The sequence below is a fragment of the Rhizobium sp. Root708 genome (assembly GCF_001429725.1).
In the GTDB taxonomy this organism is placed as follows: domain Bacteria; phylum Pseudomonadota; class Alphaproteobacteria; order Rhizobiales; family Rhizobiaceae; genus Rhizobium.
The window spans coordinates 84,848-104,965 of the sequence record NZ_LMHV01000007.1 but is presented as its reverse complement, the minus strand read 5'-3'; the positions used below and the strand labels follow the sequence as shown (position 1 = coordinate 104,965).

The following is a 20,118-nucleotide window of genomic DNA, read 5'->3' as shown; positions in this document are numbered from 1 at the left end:
ATTTTCGCTTGAACGTCAGCCCCACCAGCTTGCCTCCTCGGCACTCGCTCGAGCGAGATTTGCCGGAGCTTATTGACCGGGAAGTCCATCCAGCGTTGGGATCTCCTCGAGAAGTGGATCCCAGTCTGCGCGGCTGGCAAAGCAGATGTGCGCTGTCGGGCGAACGGGTACGGGCGCGTCCAGGCTTCCCGCAGGCACGACGATTAAGCTGCCATCCCCCTGCATGCTCGGCAGAGCCGAACCGCATTCAATACAGAAGCTTCTTTCGTGCCGGGTTTCGGGAAGGCGGTAGGTCTTGACGCGGTCGGCTCCCGATAGCCAGGTCAACCGGCCGTTCGACGAAAAGAGATTGGCCGCGTGCGATGAGCCAGTGTCCTTGCGACACCGTGCGCAGTGGCAGAAAAAGAAGCTCCCGAACTCTCCGGCAACTTGAAACCGAACCGCGCCGCACAGGCAGCTGCCGGGATGTACTTCATCCATGATGTGTTCTCCGACCCAATGCTGGCGAAGATCAAGCCATCATGCGCGATTGTAAAGTGCCTCTCGAATACCAGCGGGCTGCACCCTCTGCGAGGGCGGCATCATCCGGAATCAAAAAGGCCGCATCAGTTAGATGCGGCCTCTAAGAGGTTTCGGACGTTCGATGCCCTGATCAGCTCAGGCGACCCGCCGCGTGGGCGAGCATCGTGTAGACCTTGCCGGTGTCCGACGTGAGGTAGGACTGGGTAATGGTCTTGTCGCGATCGGTGCGAGCGACGTCAGCGAGCAGCTTCTCGAAGTCGGCGATGTACCGGTTTACGGCCGTCCGGAATTCCGGCTCGCGGTCGTACTTGTGCTTGATCTCGTCGAAAGTCTGCTGGCCCTTGAGCGTATAGAGCCTGCGGGTGAAGACATCGCGCTCGCCGCGCTGGTAGCGACGCCACAGATCGACGGACGCCTCATGATCGATTGCCCGGGCGATATCGACTGAAAGCGAGTTCAGCGATTCGACGACGTGACGCGGATTGCGGCTGTCGGCGGTGCGCGGTGCTGCGGCAGCAGGTGCTTCGGGCTTCGGTGCTGCCGGCTGGCGCGCTGCGTTGTCTTCCGCCGCGTCCTCGCGCGAGGCGCCGCGCAGCAGATCGCTGATCCAGCCGCCGGAAGCGGGCGGTGCGGAAACCGGCGGGCGAGGTGTCTGCTGTGCCGGTACCGGTGCCGAGGTTGTCGGCGTCAGCGTGCCGCGAAGGCCGAAGCTTTCGATGGCGCCGGGGGCAACGGCGGCAGGAGCCGGAGCAACCGGGGCAGCCTGTTGCGGCTGTGGCTGTGGTTGCTGTATCGGCGCCTGCTGGCTGATGGCCGGTTGCGTTGGGCGCGGTGCGGCTGCCTGGGGGGCCGGTGCGGCTGCGCGCGGCGCAGGTTCCGAGATTTCCATCTGTTGCGTGGAGCGACCGACAATATGCGAAATGTCCTGCAGTGCCTTGATCTGCTCGGCAACGGCACGGCGCATGGCGGCAGCGCTTTCCTTGGCTTCCTCTGGAAGATCGAAGGCGCCGCGCTTCAGTTCGCCGCGCGTCATATCGAGTTCCTTGCGGATGTCGCCGGCAGAGCGGCGAATTTCCTCGGTTGCGCCGGCAAAGCGCGAGACGGCTTCATCGACGGCTTCGCGCATCGATTCGCGGAGATGCTGGGCAGCGTTGTCGGACGTGCGACCAGCTTCGCCGAACATGCGCTCGACGTCCGAGAGCGAGGCCGTCAGGCCGCCGCGCAGACGGTTGGCGAGTTCGCCGGAGCGACGTTCGGCATTGCCGAAAGCGCTGTCGATCGAGCTGTTGGCGTCTTCGCTGGCCTGGGTAACGGCGTTGCGCATTGTTTCGGCTGCTTCCGCGGCGCGCTTTTCGGCGTCGCTGAGCACAGTGCCGATATCGGCGAAGGAAGACTGCACGCTCTGGCGCAGGTTGCCGCTCAACTGGCCTGAACGCTGCTCGGCGCGTTCGAACGCCGATTCCACCATGCTGCCGAGGGCGCGCATCGTCTTTTCGATGTCTTCCGACCGCTGCACGAGGCCGACCGAGAGGTTCTGCAGCGCGGACTCGCGATCCTCGAGCGTCGAAACCAGGTTCGATTGTGCCGCTGCGAGGAGGCCGGAAGCCTGGGTGAGAACCTTCGAATGTTCGTCGAAGCGGCCAATGATGCTTCCGACCTGCGACAGGGTCTGGCCCGAAATGTCGGAGAGCCGGTCGACCTTGCCTTCGAGAAGACGCGTGGAGGCGGAGACCATCTCGGCCGCCTTCGACGCGGAGTCCGTGAAGCGCGACGTCGTATCGCCGAGGCGGGTATCGACGGCCGTCAGGTCCTCGGCGGCGCGGCTCATCATCTGGCCCATCGCAGCGCTGTTGTCGCTCAGGCGCTCGATCAGGCGGTTCACGTTGCTAAGCAGGCTGTTTTCGACCGCGTCCACGGCGGATGCCGCGCGTTCGGTGCGTGCCGTCAGCGCATCCATCAGAGCTGTGTTCTCGGCGCGAAGGCGATCCGTGCTCTGCTGCGCAGCCGAAGTGATCTGAGCGGCGGCTTCCTTGCCGGTTTCGGCGTAGCGGTCGATCAGCGGACGTGCCGTCTCTTCGATGATGCGGGAAAGCTCGGTGGAGCGGCCTGAAAGCATCGAGTTGAGCTCTCTCGTCCGTTCGTCGAGCGCAGACCGGATAGAGCTGCCGCGTGCTTCCAGCGCCTTATCGACATCGGCAAGCGTCGTGCCGATTTCACGGCTGCGCTCTTCCATGGCGCTGCGGATTGCTTCGCCGCGTGCTTCGAGCGCGCGGTCGACGTCCGCCATGGTCGTGGCGATTTCGTTGCTGGCCGTCGAGATGGTCGAGCGGATATCGCTACCATGACTTTCGAAGGTCGACTGGGCATCGCTGAGCGCTCGCGAGATGGCGCCCACCTGGCCACTAACCAGCGTTTCCGCTTCGGCCACCTTGTTGATGATCGCGTTGCCGGCCTCGGAGAAGGTCTGTGCGACGGCTGCGGCCTGGCCCGCCAGGCGGTTCTGCGCCTCGGACACACGATGAACGATCTGCTCGGAGCGGGTGTCCATTGCGTGGGCGAATTCGTTGCTCTTTGCGGCGAGGCCTTCGGCAAAATCCTGGCCGGTCTGGCTGAGAGCCGAGGCCGAGCGGGATGCTTCCTCGTTCATGCCGAGCGTCGCGTCGGCAACGGCGCTGCGCAGCGACGATGCAAGCCCGGCGGCCTTGCCTTCGATCGTCCTGTTGACGGCATCGAGGCCGATGGTGAGCGCCCGGTCCATGGTGGACAGGCGTTCCTCGATATGCGCGCCGCCACGTTCCATGGCGTCGCCGATGGTCGTTGTGCGGGTGTCGATACCGGCGACCAGATTGGAAGCGCGGTTGTCGATTGTGGCCGCCAGATTGGCAGTGCGTTCGTCGACGGCGCCGGTGAGCCTGGAAACGCTGTTATCCAACGTCGCGGCGATGCGGCTGTTGGCGTCGTCGCCAAGCGTGCCGAGGCGGGAGATGCCGCCTGACAGCGTCTCGGAGAGCTTCTCTCCGGCTGCGTCAACCTGCAGCGTGATACCGCCAACGCCATCGCGAATGCGGTTCTCGAGCGAGTTCAGGCTTGTTTCGACACGGGAGCCGGTTTCCGCAAAGCGATCGGTCATTCCACCGATCGAGCGGTCGAGATCGGCTGCGAAATCCTGGGTCGAGCGCGAGATCGCACCGGCTGCGTCCTGGAAGCGTCCGGCGAGCTCGCCGCTGCTATCCCGCAGGCGGGTTTCGAGGGTCTGCGCGCTGGTGTCGATCGTCTGGCGGAGCGATGCCTCGCGATCTTCGAGCGACATTTCCAGCATGCTGACGCTGGTGGCGATGGAGGCGCCAATCGTCGTCGCCTGATCGCTGAGCGTGTCGTTCAGCTGTGCCTGTGCCTCGTTCAGCGTGACGTTGATCGCCTGGGTGCGGTCGTCGAGCGTCGTGCGGATGCGGTCGTGAGCGGAATGCAGCCCCTCTTCGATACGGGTCGTTGCGTTGCCGGTCAAAGCTTCGAAGCGATCGACGGCCGCCGTGAGGCCGCCTTCCAGGCGGTTGGTGTTGCTCGAGAGCGTGCCGGTGAGGTGGGACGCGTGGTCTGCCAGCGAACGCTCGAGGCGCTCCTGGTTTTCGGTGTAGGCGCTGCGAATTTCGTCGACCCTGTCGGCAAAGGCGCCCGCAACGCGCGCTTCAGCGCCGGCGACGGAGCCGAGCAGCGCATTGGTGCGGGTTTCCAGCGCGTCGTCGAAGCGGCTCTGGCTGTCCTCGAAGGAAATCGCGAGCGACATCGCCTTTTCAGCCAGCGTATCGGCGAGCTTGTCATGCACATCGGCGATCGCGTTGGTGATCGAGCTGCCGCGGTGGGTAAGCGTTTCCTCGATCCGGTCGTGGCTCTCGTCCAGGGATGCAGCCAGTGCCGAGGCGCGGTCGCCAAGCGTCCGCTCGATGCGGTCGTGACCGCTGGAGAGCGAGCTTGCGATGCTGTCGGCATGATGGCCGAGCGTTTCTTCAACGCGTGTCTGGCTCTCGTTGAGGGAGATGGCGAGTGCCATCGCCCGCTCGTCGAGCGCATCGGCGAGCTTGCTTTGGCCAGCAGCCAGCGATCCGGAGATGCTGTCGGCCTGATGTGCCAGGGTTTCTTCGAGACGGCTGTGACCTTCGTTGAGGGAGATTGCCAGCGCCATCGTCTTGTCGTCGAGCGTGTCGTTCAGCTTTTCCTGGCCGGCAGCCAGGGACTGGGCAAGTGCCTGCGCATGCGTGGCCAGCGTCTCATCGATCTGGCCGCGGCTGTCACGGAGCGAGCTTGCGAAGGCTGCGGTCTTCTCGTCCAGATTTTCCGTAAGGCGGGCGTGGCTCTTGTCGATGCTGTTAGCGATCGCATCGGCACGGGAACCGATGGTCTGTTCGAAGCGGCTCTGGCTTTCGTTCAGGGAGATGGCAAGCGCCATCGCCTTGTCATCCATCGTCTCGGCAAGGCGCTCATGGCTGCCCGCGATCGAATTGACGATCGCGTCGGCACGTGAGCCGAAGGTATCCTCGAAGCGGTTCTGGCTCTCGTTGATGGAGATGGCAAACGCCATCGCCTTGTCGTCCAAGGTTTCCGCAAGGCGGTCGTGACCGGTGGCGATCGAGTTTGCGATCGCATCGGCACGGGAACCAAGCGTTTCCTCGAAGCGGTTCTGGCTTTCGTCGAGCGAGATGGCAAATGCCATCGCCTTGTCGTCCAAGGTCTCGGCGAGGCGGTCGTGGCCGACGGAGATCGAGTTTGCGATCGCATCGGCGCGCGAGCCAAGCGTTTCCTCGAGGCGGCTCTGGGTCTCGTTCAGCGAGATGGCAAGTGCCATCGCCTTGTCGTCAAGCGTGTCCGCAAGACGATCATGGCCGCCGGTGACCGCGTTGATGAGCGCTTCCGAGCGTTGCGCCAGCGTGCTTTCGAAACGCTCGTGGCTGTCGGAGAGTGCGCCGACGAGGGCGTCACCGCGCGTGGACATCACGCCGTCGATGCGCTCATGCGCGGAATCCAGCGCATGGGTGATGTCACCGGCGCGCTTGGAAATCATCGTGTTCAGTTCGTCGGCGCGACCGAAGGCAGAGGTGATCTGCTCGGTGCCGGCTGATACGGCCGAGCTTAGGTCCGAGGTGGTCGACAGCAGAGTATCGCGGAACTCGGAGGCACGGGCCGCGAGGTTGTTGTGCAGCTCGGAGGTTCCCGATGCCAGCGCCAGAGAGATCTCGGAGGAGGCGTGGGAGAGGGCCGAGGTCATCTCTGCCGTACGCGTGCCGATCGCGGTCGCGACTTCGTCGACCTTGCCGGTGAGCGAGCTTTCGAGAACTTCCTGGCCGGTCGCAAGCGCCGTCGTCAGCGCAAAGGATTGATCGGTCAGCGATGCGCTGATTTTCTCGATGCTGGAGCTCAGGATGTCGTTCAGCGAATCCGAATTGCCGCTCAACGTATCGTTGATGCGGTTCAGGCTCTCCATCAGCTTGGTGTCGAGCGTTCCGGCGCGCTTGTCGAAAGCGTTCGCGAATTCGGAGACGCGATCATCGAACGAGGTCGACAGCTGAGCCACCGTCGCCTGCAGGCGCTCGTCGAAGAAGCCCGAGCGCAGGTCGAGGTCCATGATCGTGTCATCGACGCTGGACTGAAGGCTCTGGCGGAAGGTCGTGCCGCGCTCGTCGAGTGCATTGTTCAGCTTGGCGAGGACATCGTCGAGCGAGCTGGTGATCGTACGCTCGCCGCCGGTCAGGCTGTCGTTGATTTCACGGGTCCGTGCGATCAGGATCTCGTTCAGCTGGCGCGCACGGTCGTTGAGGGCGGCGTTTAGCTTCTCGGCGTTGTTGTCCATGGTGGACGCACGCGTTTCGAACTGGCTGAGAAGCTGGTCGCCGCGGTCGCTGAGGCTCGATGTCAGCGATTCCAGGCGTGTGTCGAATTCGTTGGCGAGCGCAAAGCCCGAGGATGTCAGGGTCTGAAGCAGCGAGTCGGTCTTGGCGGCCAAAAGCGTGCCGAGAGACTGGATCGCGCTCTCCGACTTCTCGGTGATCGCGGCAGCACGCGTGTCGATCATCGACGCGAAGGCTTCGCCTGATGTTGCCAGGCGGACGGCGATTTCTTCCGTCGCGAGCGACAGGTCTTCGCGCAGCTGGTCGTGGACGCCGACGATCGAGGTGCGGATGCGCTCGGCGTGGTTGACGATCGCCTCGCGCTCGGAGCCGAGTTCATGAACCAGGCCGCGCACACGCAGTTCGTTGTCGGCGTAGCTGCGCTCCAGCGCGTTGACCTCGGAATGGACCAGAGTTTCCAGCTCGGAAGCGCGCGCGATGGTGCGCTCGATGCCTTCGTTCATCGCCGAGACTTCGCGGCGGACGGCCTGGCCGACAGTCATGATGCGCTCTGAGGCGATCGTTTCCGGCTCGGAGAGACGCAGGGCCACCTCCGCCATGGATCGCGCCGCGTTGCGCATGTCCTGCGCGCGGGACATCATGATCGCGAAGGCGTAGAACAGCAGGACCGGAACGATAATGCCGATCATGCCGGCGATGACACCCGGAAGGGCGAGGAGATCGGCGAGAGAGCGAATCTGCCAGATCTGCGGCGAATAGAGCAGTCCCATCAGCCCGAGGCCGGCAATCACCCACAGAAGCGAGACGATCGTGGCGTTGCGAAGGGCAGGGCGCGTGGAACCGTTGTCGAGAGATTTCAGCAGCGAGGCGGGGCTGATGCGATTGCCGTCATTGGCCGCGAAGGACGGAGCCCGCGATCCCTGTTCGGCGGGACGGGCGGCAGCCGCACCGTTGCGCTGGCGTTTCGGCTCTTCCTTGCTCTGCGAACTACGAGGGCTGGACTTCTCAGACACGTTTGCCTCCGGGGCGTCGGGCTTTTTGTTTCTAAGAGACGGCGTATTGTCTTCTTCGAAGTCGATCTGGAGAGCTTCGTCCAAAGCCTTGAACGCCTTGTCCTCGATCGATTCGTTGTACTTGTTATTCGCCATTCCGTTACGCCTCGTTACATCTCAGCCGGTTTATAACTCACCCGGGTTTCCGCCACCCCGAGCCAAACCTTTGCCTCTGAGCTTGGCCGCCCCTCGAGAAGGGCGGATAAGCATATCATTTCAGAGTGGATAGCTGCTTTTCCAAACAGACGGTATCAAAACATTACCATTATCCACTTGGCGAGCAAAGGTATCACCATGGAGCTCGCCCAGCCGTACCGTAGTGACACATCCGCTGCCCGTAGACAATTAACGCATCCGGTTGAATCCCTCGATATTAAGTGTTCATTAAGGATGATCTCGCCCATCCAAGCGCCAAAAACCAAGGCTTTGGGAATGTTTAACGTGCATTAACCATAACAAGAGAAATCGGCGCCCGAAGCCGCCGTTTTTAACGTGATCGCCAGCTTCAGCCGACAATAATCCGTGTCAGAGCCCGGGACTACGACGGAGATATCGGCACATGGCAGCAGTTGGAATTGCATTCGCGGCGCCCGACAATTGCAAGGGGCCGGCGCCCTCGCAGCAACGGCCAGTGGATCTCGTTCATCTGGCCAACCAGACGATGGGCGACAAGTCGCTGGAACTGGAAGTGCTGCAGATGTTCGCACGGCAGGCGCGGGCCTGCCTGCATGAGATGTCCAGCGGCGATGCAAACGCCGTGGTCAGTGCAGCGCATCGGTTGAAGGGCGCTGCCGGAGCCGTCGGCGCATTTCGTGTCCAGCTGGCCGCCGAGACGCTCGAAGGTAACTGCGGCGATGCCGCCAGCATGGCAGCCGTTGGGGTGGCCGTGATCGAGGCAGAAAATTTCATTTTGAAACTCAGCCGCTGAGTGCTGAGAGTAAACGACATGGCCCGCTGTTCCATTCCAGGACAGCGGGTCTTTTTATGGTCTGTGCGGTGGCGCATTTTGACAAGCGTGTCGCTTCCAAATCTGGGATGACAGCCGTGGGCCCGTCGATGTTGACTGCCTCTCTGAATTGTTGGAAGTAAATTCATACCCTCCCATAGACAAATACCGGAAACCACCATGCCCAAACTGACCATTGTCGCTTTCGACGGCACGCGCTTTGACCTCGATGTCGATCAGGGATCGACCGTTATGGAAAATGCAGTTCGAAACTCGGTGCCGGGCATCGAAGCCGAATGCGGCGGCGCCTGTGCCTGCGCAACCTGTCATGTCTATGTCGACGCGGAGTGGACCGAACGCGTCGGCCCGCCCGAGGCGATGGAAGAAGACATGCTCGATTTCGCCTTCGACGTACGCCCCACGTCGCGCCTCTCCTGTCAGATCAGAATGAAGGCTGCGCTGGACGGTCTGACCGTCCACGTTCCCGAACGCCAGGCCTGACGCCGGACAAAAAAAGCCTCGCTTGCCGAGAGACGAGCGAGGCGAGGTAGGCGCATTACCTACGGACGAGGGAGGATCATCCGCGGCTTCGCAACGCGCCAGGAGAACCCAGGAACCGAAAGTTCGGACTAACGGAGTTGAACTTTCGAATGTTTGAATATTAGCGCGTTATGTTGGATTTAGCTAGGGTGAGAAATCACCAGTAAATGGCTGGGGCCACGGGGTTTCTTCACAGTTTTTGTTGTGCGGCTAATGTTCTCCGGTCGTTTTTGTCCGGAGAATCGGTTATTTTGCGCCGCCCGATGCCTTGATCCGATTGTTGAGAAGTCGGAGCATCCGCTTCTGAAAATTGACGGCCTCAACCTGATCGAATCGGGCCTGCAGGCGATCATGTTCCTCGATTCCCCGAGTCGAAGCCTCGGTGACGAGCTCCTGCATCCGCCCGCAGCTCGGTTGAGACGGCAGGGCGAGGATTCGCTTTTCCATGACACGCGCTTGTGCACGGGCAATTTCCGCGTGGCGTTCCTCGTGCCGCTTGATATCGCTCGACAGCGTGTCCCAGATCATCGACAGCTGCTTGCTTGCGCCGCGGCGATTGCTCCAGCGTGGCAGAATGATCTTGGTATGGACGGTCACGCGTGCGCTGCTGACGCGGCAACGCCCACGATCCTGCATATAGGTGGCATCGCCGCCGAAGCGGATCTTGGTTGCGCCGGGGTGGCGTGCGGAGGAGCCGCTTGCCGTAGGCCCGCGTATGCTCAGCTGTTCATCGAGCTCGTCGGCTGTTTTGCCTTTGATGTCGAAATAGGAATAGCTCTTTGTTGCCACAACGGCTGCCATTGCAGGGGCTGTCGTGAAAACCGATATGGAAACGGCAACAAGGAAAGGCATATAACGCGGTACGGAAAGCATTCTGCAAATACTCATGTTGAAGTTTGCCGGAGCTTGGGGCATAGCCACGGCCAGCGCAATATGAGGCGCCGTTTTTTCGATCGATAGGATGAATGCCGGTGACTGGGTACGCGAGCAAGCTTTGGCGCGTCGGACATGGTCGTACGATCGAGCTCGGCCCAAGGGCCGTCATCATGGCCATCGTCAACGTCACACCAGATTCGTTTTCCGATGGCGGCCGTCACGCTACTGTCGAGGCGGCGCTTGCCCGTGCTCTTGAGGCCGTGAACGAAGGCGCTGCTATTGTCGATATCGGCGGGGAATCGACACGCCCTGATGCGGCGCCCGTCAGCGCCGCCGAGGAGCAGGCGCGAGTCATCCCTGTCATCGAGGCGCTGCGCGGCAGAAGCGACGTGCTGATCTCCATCGATACCTACAGGGCCGACACCGCCCGGCTGGCCATGGCGGCGGGGGCGCATATCATCAACGACGTGTTCGGTTTGCAAAAGGAGCCCGAGATCGCCGCTGTCGCTGCGAAGACCGGTGCGGGCCTCTGTCTTATGCACACCGGACGCGAGCGGCAGAAGCTTGCCGATGTGATCGCGGACCAGTTCCTGTTTCTCGAGCAATCGTTGGAGATTGCCTTCAAGGCCGGCGTCGAGCGGGAGACGATCGTTCTCGATCCCGGATTCGGCTTCGCCAAGGACACACGGGAAAACATCGAACTGATGACGCGCTTTAGCGAGCTTCACAAATTGGGGTTTCCGGTGCTGGCCGGCACCTCGAGAAAGCGCTTCATCGGCGCGATCACTGGGCGCGATGCTGCTGACCGCGATGCCGGCACGGCCGCGACGAGCGCGCTGCTCCGCCTTCGGGGAGCGTCCATTTTTCGCGTCCATGATGTCGCAATCAACAAGGACGCGCTGGCGGTAGCCGATGCTATGCTGGATGCAGGCAGCGGCTTCGAGCGGAAAGGCACAGCATGAGCATCTCCTACACTATCACCCTTCAGAACTGCGCCTTCTTCGCCCGGCACGGCGTGCACGACGAGGAAGAGTTCCTGGGCCAACGCTTCTTCGTCGACGCCGAACTCGATGTCGTGGCGGGCGGTGCGCTCGAGAAGGATTCGATCGACGATACCGTGAACTACGGCATCGCGTTCACCGTCATCGAGGAGATCGTGACCGGCAAGCGCCGGTATCTGATCGAGGCCTTAGCGCTCGATATCGCGAAAGGTCTTTGCGAGAAGTTTCCGCAGATCAAGCGCGCCAAGATCACCGTGCGCAAACCAAATGCCCCGGTGCCAGGCGTGCTCGACTTCGTCCAAGTGAGTATCGAGCATTTTGTCTGATCACGGCTTTCAAATCGCTACCCTGGGTCTCGGCGGCAACATCGGCGACCCTGTTCATTCCATGTCCGTCGCATTGCAGGAACTGGACAAGCGGCCGGATTGCCGGGTGCTTGCGGTGTCCAGGCTTTATCGCACGCCTCCGTGGGGCAAGACCGACCAGTCGTATTTCTTCAACGCCTGCGCGTTCATTGAAACCACGCTTTCGCCGGAAGCGCTTCTCGACGTTTGCCTGGACATGGAGCGCTTGATGAAGCGTGAACGTGTCGAGCGCTGGGGGCCGCGCACGCTCGATATCGACGTGCTGACGTTCGCCGATGTCAAACAGGATGCTCCAAGGCTGGAGTTGCCGCATCCGCGCATGACCGGCCGCGGCTTCGTGCTGATGCCTCTTGCCGACGTGGCGCCTGATCTCGTCGTCGACGGTGCGACGGTCAGCGACTGGCTGAAGCAGGCCGACATTGAAGGGATTGAGATCGCGGACGCCAACCGGAACTGGTGGTCAGCCAGCTGACAACAAAAAAGCGGCGGAAACCGCCGCTTTTTCAAACCATCTGCGCTTCGGATTACTCGACGGATCCGACCGTCATCTCATCCACCTGGCGGGTCAAGGTCAGGCCGATGACAGGGATCATCTGGCTTTCAACCTTCACGGAAACGGTAACGTTCATGGTCTTGTCGTCGCGTATGCGAGCGATCATGGCTCCATTGAGCTTTGAGCGGTTGAGGCCGACGACGACTGTATCGTCGGTGACGGCGCCCGAGACGACGTCCAGACCCTTGCCGGCTGCGCCGTCCAGGAACTTGCCCTTGTAGCTGCTGCCAGCCTGCGAGATCAGCGCCGTCATCGGCTGCTTGAACACGCCGACGCGGCAGCTTCCGTCGAGCTTGATGCCCGCGCCGCCGTCATTGACAGGCTCGCCGACGAGGTTGCAGGTGAACTTCGTGCCCTTGTATTTGCCGGCGACGATCTCGCCGGGACCTTTCCACGTGCCGGCGACGGAGTCGAAGAAGGCCTTGTCGCGGGTGGCGGCCGTTGCGGCCGTGTCAGCCAATGGCGAGAGGGCTATCGCCGCCAGGCCGAACAGAGAGAGAAACTTGCGCGAGTACATGGATTTTCCTTGGCGAACCGCATCGCTTAACTGTCTCGAAGTTTTGCCTAATAATGGTTAATGCTTGGTTTCCAACGTCCTGAAATGACCGCGTCAGCAGGGCTTTCAGGCAAGCGCGTGTGGCTCCCGCATGGCGGGTAACATTTTGAATCTGTTCGAAATCGAGGAGATTGTAGGGCGTTGATGGCTCGTGGGCTGTTTTCAGCTCTTGCTGCCGCGATCGCCTGATGTCGGAGATAGGTCGCCGATGAAATCACCGATTCCCGGGCGCTTTACTGCCCGAAATGCGAGTGGCCGGCACAGATCCATGGCAGCGATTCCAATGCGGGCGGTCATCAGGCCATTGATGACGCCTTCGCCGAGCCGGGCGGAGAGCTTCGAGGCCAGGCCGTGACCGAGAACCTGCTGGATGAGGCTGTCGCCGACCGCGATCGATCCCGTGACGGCGAGGTGTGCGAGCACATCCCGCATCAGCCGGATCATGCCGAAGGTTCCTGGGCGGCCGCCGTAGAGATCCGCCATCGCTCGAATGAGCCTGGCCGCTTCGTAAAGGACGTAGAGCAGATCCACGATCGCGCGCGGGCTGACGGCCGTTACGACCGAGACACGCTTCGACGCGTTGACGATTAGGCTGCGCGCCTGCCGGTCGAGTGGCGCCAGCAATTCCCGCTCGGCAAGGGCAATCAGGTGCGGCGCATCGATGATATCGTTTTCGGCGGCTTTCAGGGTGGCACGCCCCTTGGCCGTTTCGGGCTTGGCGTGCAACAGGGCTTCGAGCTTCCTCACGAGGGCTCGCGCCTTGGCCGGCTTTGTGTCGCGAATCGCCTCGTCAGCCTCGGCCTTGATCGTCTGAACGGCGGCGAGCCGCATCATGCCTGCGGTTTCCCTGAGAACCATGGCGATGACGGCGAGGACACCGACGCCGAGGGCGGCGAGAGCCGTATATCCAAGCCAGTCCGCGCGCGAAAACAGGCTGCGAATAAGGCTATCCGTCCACAGGCCGAAGGCCAGCGAAAACAGGACGCCGAATGCGCCGAACGCAATCTTGCCGAAGGCCGTGCCGCGTTTGCGAGGGACCGCCACCGGCAGGGAGGGCAGGTCTTTTTCGGGATTGAGGAAGGGATCGTCCTCATCCGCCGTCAGGACGATCGCTTCGGTGAAGCTTTCCGGCTTGCGGTGCGGTCGGTCGGCCACCGTTGGCGCGGGCTCGTCAAAAGAAAAGGCGCCAGGTGTTCTCTGCTGTGGAGGCTTGATCATGCCAGTCTATCCCCGAAGAGGAACTGCATTGCCCGGTCGAGGCGGATATGCGGCACCGAGAGCTTGATGCCGCCACTTGTTTCCTCGAGCTGCGGCGGCCTGAACCTCACGACGTTCACATCGGGCAGGACAACCGGGCCGCCGGCTTCGATCTCCGCGAAAAGTGTTTCCGGGTTCTCAGGCAGGTCGCCCGGAAAAATCGCTGTTTTCTTCTCGCCGTCGAATCGTTCGCCGGCGATCGTCTCGCCCGCGATCGGCGTGCCGACGATAACAGGCAGGTCCTGTCCGTCGCGCTGGACGGTCGCCTCGCGCGTCGCGCGGACCGAGGCGAGCGCCATGACGTCGATGCCGGCGCCGGCCATGCCGATGCGCTGTATGGCGCGGTCGACGAGGCGTCGCGTCAAAGCGTCCAGCCTGTGGTGGCTCTCGTGATGCAGATGGTCGGCCTTTGTCGCCGCCACCAATACCCGATCGATCCTGCGGCCGAGGAGGGCCGAGAGAAGGGAATTCGAGCCAGGCCGGAAGCAGGCCAGCACATCCGTCAGCGCCCGCTCGAGATCCTGCACCGCTTCCGGTCCCCGGTTGATGGCTTGCAGCGCATCGACAAGGACGATCTGGCGATCTAGCCGGGCGAAGTGGTCGCGAAAGAAGGGTTTGACGACGACAGACTTGTAGGCCTCGTAGCGCCGCTCCATCATCGCCCACAGCGATCCCTTTTGCGGCTTACCGTCGGGCGGCAAAACGAGTGGTGCGAAGGTCAGGGCAGGGGATCCTTCCAGATCGCCGGGGAGCAGAAAACGTCCGGGCGGTAGCGTCGAAAGTGATCGTTCGTCGGCCTTGCAGGCTTTCAGATAGTCCGCGAAAGCGGTGGCGAGATCACGCGCCTGCATCTCGTCGGCGGCGATGTTGGCGATGGCGTCACTCGTCAGCGACAGCCACGCGCGCGACAGCTCGGCGCGGATGCCGGTGCGGGCCAACGCGATCGTTTCTTCACTGAATGTGCGGTAGTCCTTGCCGAGCAGTGGCAGATCGAGCAGCCATTCACCGGGATAGTCGACGATATCGATCGACAGGCGCCCGGCGGAGAAAAACCGGTTCCAACCGCTGGCGCTCTGGTAATCGATCGTCAGGCGCAGTTCCGAAATCGCCCGGGTGGAATCGGGCCAGATGCGGTCTTTCGCCAAAGCGCGAATGTGGTCCTCGTACTGGAACCGCGGAACGGCGTCGTCGGGCTGCTGTTCCAGGCGCACCGAGGACACCCGACCGGATTGCACAGGCTCGAATAGCGGCAGCCTGCCACCGTGCAACAGATTATGGACAAGGGACGAAATGAACACCGTCTTGCCGGAGCGCGACAGCCCGGTCACGCCGAGGCGTACGGTTGGGTGCACCAACCCGGCCGCGCGGTCGGAAAGGTTGTCGAAGGCGATACGGGCGTCGTCGGCAAACGATGTCAGGCTGGGCGGCAATTTGGAATTCCGATTGGTTCGTTAGAGCCCATATAGGAACCGATATGCGGCGGGGAAAGGCCGCGACCAAGAGCGTCAATCGAACAGGAAATCGACAAGCCGCCAGCCGGTTGCGCTGTTGTCGCTGTCAAGGACGGCGAGACCCGCCGGCGGAAAACCGGTTGGCAGGGTTTGCGAGAGGGCCTGATGACCGATCAGGGCTTCCAGCGTCTGCTCCATCGTCGGGTTATGGCCGACGATCATCACCGATTCGACCGATTGCGCCGCAATGATCGCGATGTAGATGTCAGGCGTTGCCTCATAGAGTTCGTCGACGAACCGGAGATCCACGGATTCTCCCGCCGCGCGGTGTACGGCATCGGCTGTCTCCTTGCAGCGAGTCGCGGTCGAACTCAGCACGAGATCGGGCTTGTAGCCCATATCGGACGCCCTGTCGGCGACGACTTCCGCGTCGGCATATCCCTTCTCGCTGAGCGGACGGTCGAAATCCTTCTGACCCGGCAGGGCCCATGCAGCTTCTGCGTGCCGCAAAAGGTAGATTCTGGTCGGCGGAGGAAGGATTGCGGGCATAGAACGATCCATGATGACGCTGGCTTCTTCAGTAGCTGCAGGGTCGCCCTTGCGTCAACTATCACGACGATCGCAGTGGACGAGTTCGGACCGGCTGACACTCGATGCTTAGGGGATGAATGAAATAATGACGCAAAAATAGTCTGTTAGCTCAAAAATATGACAGATTTAAAAATCTGTTTACCTAGCGTATTGGACTTGAATCAACCGTAGCGCTCGGGATATACAGCCGCCAGAGATGAGATGTTCTTCAGGAGAATCGCGTTGAGTGAGAAGATCGATCTTAGCAATTACGCACCCTCGGAAGAGGAAGAGTTCATGAATGGCAACCAGCGGGCCTATTTCAGGACCAAGCTGGTGGCCTGGAGGAACGATATCCTTCGCGAGGCGCGTGAAACTCTCGACCATCTGGCCGAGGAAAGCGCGAACCATCCGGACCTCGCAGATCGAGCGTCGTCCGAAACCGACCGAGCCATCGAACTGCGTGCTCGTGATCGTCAGAGAAAGCTGATCTCCAAGATCGATGCAGCATTGCAGCGGATTGAGGACGGCACCTACGGCTACTGTGAGGAGACAGGAGAGCCGATCGGTCTCAGACGGCTTGACGCGCGACCGATCGCCACGCTGTCCATCGAGGCGCAAGAGCGTCACGAGCGTCGCGAGAAGGTCTACCGGGACGAATAAGCTCTATCATTCCAGAAAAAAGGCGCTGCGATTGCAGCGCCTTTTTTTGTTTGAGCTTGCTGGAGCAGGCAACTTATTTGTCGCGGTTGACGCTCATCTCGCCGAAAATACGGGCGACCTCGTTCTGAAGCGCGGCGTCGGCTCCCGTGATCGGAGCCATATCGGGATCGCGGCGCGGGCCGCTGCCGGCAGGTGGTGCGCGATTGGCGACCGGCTGCTGTTGCGGCAGGAGACGCTCGGCAGTCAGGTTGGAGGTCATCTCTTCTTCGAGGACGCGCTGGAAATCGCTTGGCTGGGCTGTCGGAACAACGGGCGGCGGCACAATGGTTGCGTCGCGCGGGGCCGGGGTCGGGGCGACAGGCGCGGGTGTGATCGGCGGTGCGACGATTGACGGCTCAAGACGCTGGTTCGGCAAAACGCGCTGACGGGCGGAATCAAGGATCTCAGCTGCCGCTGCCGGCTCGATCGGCGCGGGCTCCGGGCGGGAGAAGGGCTGGGGGTGAGGGCGAGCCTCCAGGATTGGCGCCGGACGCGGCGCGCGCTCGATCTCGACCTGGGGCGTCGGTCTCGGGGGCGTTGGCATGGCGCGAACGTGCGACGACGCGTCATCCGATGGCAACTCTTCGGCGATTGCGACGCTTTCCCGGACTGGAACCGGCGGATTGAGCGCGCGCGGTGCGACGGGCTCCTGCTGTGCGACCGCAGCCTTTGCCCTTGCCGCGATCGGCGTCGGCTCGATCTCGGTTTCGCCACCCGGAAGAATGCGGCTTTCGATGACGATGTCGGTCGGTCCGCCGATCATCACCAGATGCTCGACATTGTCGCGGCGCACCAGAACCAGACGGCGGCGAGCATCAACGGCTGCTGCATCGAGAACCTGAAGTCTCGGCTGGCGGTTGCGTCCGCCGCGAACGAATGGAGACGGCGCGCGATGGCGCATGATCCAGAGAACGACGACAAGGAGAAGCAGGCCGATGCCAACACCGCCGGCCGCCAACAGAAAACGGCTGCCGTAATCGCTCATGAGGCTATCGAACATCTTCAGGTACTCCCTTCGCGGTCTTCAACCACATGACGACTTTTCAGCTTCGTAGACAAGTTGCGTGTACCTTGTCCAGTCGGCAACGGTTGGAACCGAACTATGCGGGTGTTGCCGCAAGGCGTTCAAGGGACAAAAGTGGCGCTGTTCCTTGTGAATTCAATCACTCTTCGCCGTCTGCGGTGTTTTTGGTGAAGCAGCAAATTGCTAATAAGAAGAAAGGTGCCCTGATTCTTGCTTCGTCTCTCTGGTGCGAGTGAAGGCCGGCGGGCAATGCGAGGAACTAGATGACGAAATCGCGTCAGGCCGATAATTTTAGGGAACCGCTCCTGGACCGTGGAGGCCGGGCGGGGACCGCTTTGCGCATTGTTCTGCTTGCTCTTGTGCTGATCGCCGCCGCTGCCGCCTTCGTGGTCTTCAAGCGGTCGCTCGACAACGAGATGGTGCTGGGCGTGCTCGGCGTGCTGGCGATGGTCGGCATATTCTTCCTCGTGTCGTCGATCATCGGTTTCATCGAAGTGATGCCGCAACGGCAGTCGGACAGTCTCGCCCGCGCCTTTCTCAACAGTCATCCCGATGGTTCTCTGATCACCGACGACAAGGGGCGTATCGTCTACGCCAACGCCGCCTACGGACAGCTGACGGGGGCACGGAAATCCACCGAGGTTCAGACGCTTGAAGCGCTGTTGTCGCGCCATCGGGAGTCGAACGAGGCTCTTTACCGTCTTTCCAATGGTTTGAGAGAAGGCAAGGAAGGCCGCGAGGAATTTCGCCTTCTGCGCGCGCTCGGTCCTTCCAACAACGGCTCCGGCGCGCATTGGTACCGGCTGAAGGCGCGAATTCTCGAGGGCCAGGAGGGCGGCGGTAAGCCGCTACGCATCTGGCAGATCAGCGACATCACGTCGGACCGCGACGATCAGGAGCGCTTCTTCAAGGAACTTCAGAACGCGATCGATTATCTCGATCACGCACCGGCCGGCTTCTTTTCGGCAGGGCGAAAGGGCGAGATCTTCTATCTGAATGCGACCCTGGCCGAATGGCTGGGTATCGATCTTACGAAATTCGTGCCCGGTTCGATGACGATCGGCGATCTCGTGGCGGGCGAGGGGCTGGCGCTCATTCAGTCGGTTCAGGCCGAACCCGGTCTCAAGAAGACCGTCACGCTCGATCTTGATCTGAAGAAGTCCAACGGCCAGAGCGTTCCGGTGGAGATCGTTCACAGCGTCACCTCGATGCGGGACGGCGCCCCCGGCGAAAGCCGGACCATCGTGCTGACGCGTCGGTCGAACGGCGAAAGCGATCAATCCGCCTCGGCGGCGGTCATGCGCTTTACCCGTTTCTTCAACAACACGCCGATGGCAATTGCTTCGGTCGACGGCAACGGTCGCATCCTGCGTACCAATGCGCCATTCCTGAAGCTTTTTTCCGGCATCGTCTCGCGCGACGACGTCGAGAACGGCGCGCTCTTCGAGACGATCGTGCAGGACGTCGACAAACCGCGGCTGCAGCAGGCACTGGCTGCGGCCAAGGATCGTCAAGGCGATATCGCCCCCCTGGATTCCAAGACGGCGGCCGATGATTCCCGGCATTTCCGTTTCTACGTCAATGCGGTGATCGATCAGAGCGACGAAGCCCCGGAAGAGGCGGCGATCGTCTATGCCGTTGAAGTGACAGAGCAAAAGGCTCTCGAAGCACAGATGGCGCAGACTCAGAAAATGAATGCGGTCGGCACGCTTGCGGGCGGCATCGCGCACGACTTCAACAACGTTTTGACCGCGATCCTGTTGTCTTCCGATCACCTGCTGCTGCAGGCCCGGCCGGCTGATCCAGGATTTGCCGATCTCATGGAGATCAAGCGAAACGCTAACCGTGCTGCCGTTCTCGTGCGGCAGTTGCTGGCGTTCTCGCGCAAGCAGACGATGCGCCCGAGCGTTCTCAATTTGACCGATGTCGTCGGCGATCTCCGTATGCTGGTGGACCGACTGCTCTCGGGCACCAACGTCAAGCTCGACGTGGAGTACGGACGCGACCTCTGGCCGGTGAAGACGGATCTGTCGCAGTTCGAGCAGGTTCTGATCAACCTCTGCGTCAACGCGCGCGATGCGATGCCGCAGGGCGGAAAACTGACGGTTCGGACGAAGAATGTCACCGCGGCGGAAGTCGCGGCCTACAATTACTCCTATATGCCGAACGAAGACATGGTCCTGATCGAGGTTTCCGACAACGGAACCGGCATCGCGCCGGAGATCATGGACAAGATTTTCGAGCCCTTCTTCACCACCAAGGAAGTGGGCAAGGGAACAGGCCTCGGCCTTGCGATGGTCTATGGCATCGTCAAGCAGTCCGGCGGCTATATCCAGCCGGAGTCCGAGGTCGGCAAGGGCACGACCTTCCGCGTCTTCCTGCCGCGCCACATCGTCGAACCCGCGATTGTCGCCGAGGCGGAGGCCGTAACGCCTTCAGCGCAGGCTGCATCGGCGGCGCTGGCTGCTGCCGAGACGCCGGAGGACCTGACGGGTTCCGCTGTCATTCTGCTCGTCGAGGATGAGGAAGCGGTTCGTCGCGGCGGAAAGCGAATGCTGGAAACGCGCGGCTATACGGTTCACGAGGCGGGGTCCGGTGTCGAGGCGCTCGACATCATGGAAGAGCTGGACGGCAAGGTCGATATCGTCGTCTCCGACGTCGTGATGCCCGAAATGGACGGACCGTCGCTTCTGCGCGAGCTGCGCAAAAAATATCCGGACCTGAAGTTCATCTTCGTTTCCGGCTATGCGGAAGACGCCTTTGCCCGCAATCTGCCGCCGGAGTCCAAGTTCGGGTTCCTGCCGAAGCCGTTCTCGCTGAAACAGCTCGCGGTGGTCGTCAAGGAGACGTTGGACAGCTAGTT

15 protein-coding genes are annotated in these 20,118 nt (G+C 61.8%); 7 read left to right on the top strand and 8 right to left on the bottom strand.

Annotation, left to right across the window (positions count from 1 at the left end; all coding sequences use genetic code 11):
• Positions 1-69: 69 nt before the first annotated feature.
• Both ASE04_RS07410 and ASE04_RS07405 read right to left on the bottom strand, forming a co-directional pair.
• Positions 70-480 carry a GFA family protein gene (locus ASE04_RS07410; protein ID WP_056814391.1) on the bottom strand — a complete coding sequence of 137 codons (411 nt, stop codon included), beginning with the start codon at positions 478-480 and terminating at the stop codon, positions 70-72.
• A 172-nt stretch (positions 481-652) separates the two neighbouring features.
• Positions 653-7,510: a hypothetical protein gene (locus tag ASE04_RS07405; RefSeq protein WP_056814389.1), complete on the bottom strand. Its 6,858-nt coding sequence runs from the start codon at positions 7,508-7,510 to the stop codon at positions 653-655.
• Between the two features lie 463 nt (positions 7,511-7,973).
• On the opposite strand from ASE04_RS07405, the gene ASE04_RS07400 reads away from it, so the two are divergent.
• Positions 7,974-8,342 carry an Hpt domain-containing protein gene (locus ASE04_RS07400; protein WP_056814386.1) on the top strand — a complete coding sequence of 123 codons (369 nt, stop codon included), beginning with the start codon at positions 7,974-7,976 and terminating at the stop codon, positions 8,340-8,342.
• A 198-nt stretch (positions 8,343-8,540) separates the two neighbouring features.
• Positions 8,541-8,861 (top strand): 2Fe-2S iron-sulfur cluster-binding protein, encoded by a 321-nt coding sequence (locus ASE04_RS07395; protein ID WP_056814382.1) that lies wholly within the window; start codon positions 8,541-8,543, stop codon positions 8,859-8,861.
• A 285-nt stretch (positions 8,862-9,146) separates the two neighbouring features.
• Here ASE04_RS07395 and ASE04_RS07390 read toward each other — a convergent pair whose 3' ends face one another.
• Complete coding sequence (locus ASE04_RS07390; protein ID WP_056814378.1) at positions 9,147-9,773, bottom strand: DUF922 domain-containing Zn-dependent protease; 627 nt, start codon at positions 9,771-9,773, stop codon at positions 9,147-9,149.
• A gap of 98 nt (positions 9,774-9,871) precedes the next feature.
• On the opposite strand from ASE04_RS07390, the gene folP reads away from it, so the two are divergent.
• The 3 genes from folP to folK are packed head-to-tail and all read left to right on the top strand — an operon-like array spanning position 9,872 to position 11,614.
• A complete protein-coding gene (folP, locus tag ASE04_RS07385) occupies positions 9,872-10,738 on the top strand; it encodes a dihydropteroate synthase (RefSeq protein ID WP_056814765.1) in 867 nt (288 codons plus the stop codon).
• Positions 10,735-11,103, top strand: coding sequence for a dihydroneopterin aldolase (gene folB / locus ASE04_RS07380; RefSeq protein ID WP_056814376.1), 369 nt, complete (start codon positions 10,735-10,737; stop codon positions 11,101-11,103). Before folP ends, folB begins: the two co-directional genes overlap by 4 nt.
• On the top strand, positions 11,096-11,614 hold the full coding sequence (gene folK, locus ASE04_RS07375) for a 2-amino-4-hydroxy-6-hydroxymethyldihydropteridine diphosphokinase (RefSeq protein WP_056814372.1): 519 nt from the start codon (positions 11,096-11,098) through the stop codon (positions 11,612-11,614). Before folB ends, folK begins: the two co-directional genes overlap by 8 nt.
• A 52-nt stretch (positions 11,615-11,666) precedes the next feature.
• On the opposite strand, the gene ASE04_RS07370 is transcribed toward folK, so the two are convergent.
• The 4 genes from ASE04_RS07370 to ASE04_RS07355 form a co-directional block, all read right to left on the bottom strand.
• On the bottom strand, positions 11,667-12,212 hold the full coding sequence (locus ASE04_RS07370) for a hypothetical protein (RefSeq protein ID WP_056814368.1): 546 nt from the start codon (positions 12,210-12,212) through the stop codon (positions 11,667-11,669).
• Between the two features lie 201 nt (positions 12,213-12,413).
• The gene (locus tag ASE04_RS07365) at positions 12,414-13,469 is read right to left on the bottom strand and encodes a YcjF family protein (RefSeq protein WP_056814366.1); all 1,056 of its coding nucleotides are present in this window, start codon (positions 13,467-13,469) and stop codon (positions 12,414-12,416) included.
• The gene (locus ASE04_RS07360; protein ID WP_056814363.1) at positions 13,466-14,938 is read right to left on the bottom strand and encodes a YcjX family protein; all 1,473 of its coding nucleotides are present in this window, start codon (positions 14,936-14,938) and stop codon (positions 13,466-13,468) included. The genes ASE04_RS07365 and ASE04_RS07360 overlap by 4 nt, the downstream gene beginning before the upstream one ends.
• A 75-nt stretch (positions 14,939-15,013) precedes the next feature.
• On the bottom strand, positions 15,014-15,508 hold the full coding sequence (locus tag ASE04_RS07355) for a SixA phosphatase family protein (protein ID WP_056814361.1): 495 nt from the start codon (positions 15,506-15,508) through the stop codon (positions 15,014-15,016).
• A gap of 264 nt (positions 15,509-15,772) precedes the next feature.
• Between ASE04_RS07355 and dksA the strand changes: the two genes are divergently transcribed.
• Positions 15,773-16,192 carry an RNA polymerase-binding protein DksA gene (dksA, locus tag ASE04_RS07350; protein WP_056814357.1) on the top strand — a complete coding sequence of 140 codons (420 nt, stop codon included), beginning with the start codon at positions 15,773-15,775 and terminating at the stop codon, positions 16,190-16,192.
• A 73-nt stretch (positions 16,193-16,265) separates the two neighbouring features.
• Here the strand turns inward: dksA and ASE04_RS07345 are convergent, their stop codons facing one another.
• The gene (locus ASE04_RS07345; protein WP_200960693.1) at positions 16,266-17,231 is read right to left on the bottom strand and encodes a flagellar biosynthetic protein FliO; all 966 of its coding nucleotides are present in this window, start codon (positions 17,229-17,231) and stop codon (positions 16,266-16,268) included.
• 287 nt (positions 17,232-17,518) lie between these two features.
• On the opposite strand from ASE04_RS07345, the gene cckA reads away from it, so the two are divergent.
• The gene (cckA, locus tag ASE04_RS07340; protein WP_056814351.1) at positions 17,519-20,116 is read left to right on the top strand and encodes a cell cycle histidine kinase CckA; all 2,598 of its coding nucleotides are present in this window, start codon (positions 17,519-17,521) and stop codon (positions 20,114-20,116) included.
• Positions 20,117-20,118 lie beyond the last annotated feature (2 nt).

What these genes read in the sequence shown, in the direction of transcription:
- ASE04_RS07410 (WP_056814391.1), bottom strand. Translation starts at nt 480, where the DNA reads ATGGATGAAGTACATCCCGGCAGCTGCCTGTGCGGCGCGGTTCGGTTT.
- ASE04_RS07405 (WP_056814389.1), bottom strand. Translation starts at nt 7,510, where the DNA reads ATGGCGAATAACAAGTACAACGAATCGATCGAGGACAAGGCGTTCAAG.
- ASE04_RS07400 (WP_056814386.1), top strand. Translation starts at nt 7,974, where the DNA reads ATGGCAGCAGTTGGAATTGCATTCGCGGCGCCCGACAATTGCAAGGGG.
- ASE04_RS07395 (WP_056814382.1), top strand. Translation starts at nt 8,541, where the DNA reads ATGCCCAAACTGACCATTGTCGCTTTCGACGGCACGCGCTTTGACCTC.
- ASE04_RS07390 (WP_056814378.1), bottom strand. Translation starts at nt 9,773, where the DNA reads ATGCTTTCCGTACCGCGTTATATGCCTTTCCTTGTTGCCGTTTCCATA.
- folB (WP_056814376.1), top strand. Translation starts at nt 10,735, where the DNA reads ATGAGCATCTCCTACACTATCACCCTTCAGAACTGCGCCTTCTTCGCC.
- ASE04_RS07370 (WP_056814368.1), bottom strand. Translation starts at nt 12,212, where the DNA reads ATGTACTCGCGCAAGTTTCTCTCTCTGTTCGGCCTGGCGGCGATAGCC.
- ASE04_RS07365 (WP_056814366.1), bottom strand. Translation starts at nt 13,469, where the DNA reads ATGATCAAGCCTCCACAGCAGAGAACACCTGGCGCCTTTTCTTTTGAC.
- ASE04_RS07355 (WP_056814361.1), bottom strand. Translation starts at nt 15,508, where the DNA reads ATGCCCGCAATCCTTCCTCCGCCGACCAGAATCTACCTTTTGCGGCAC.
- ASE04_RS07345 (WP_200960693.1), bottom strand. Translation starts at nt 17,231, where the DNA reads ATGTTCGATAGCCTCATGAGCGATTACGGCAGCCGTTTTCTGTTGGCG.
- cckA (WP_056814351.1), top strand. Translation starts at nt 17,519, where the DNA reads ATGACGAAATCGCGTCAGGCCGATAATTTTAGGGAACCGCTCCTGGAC.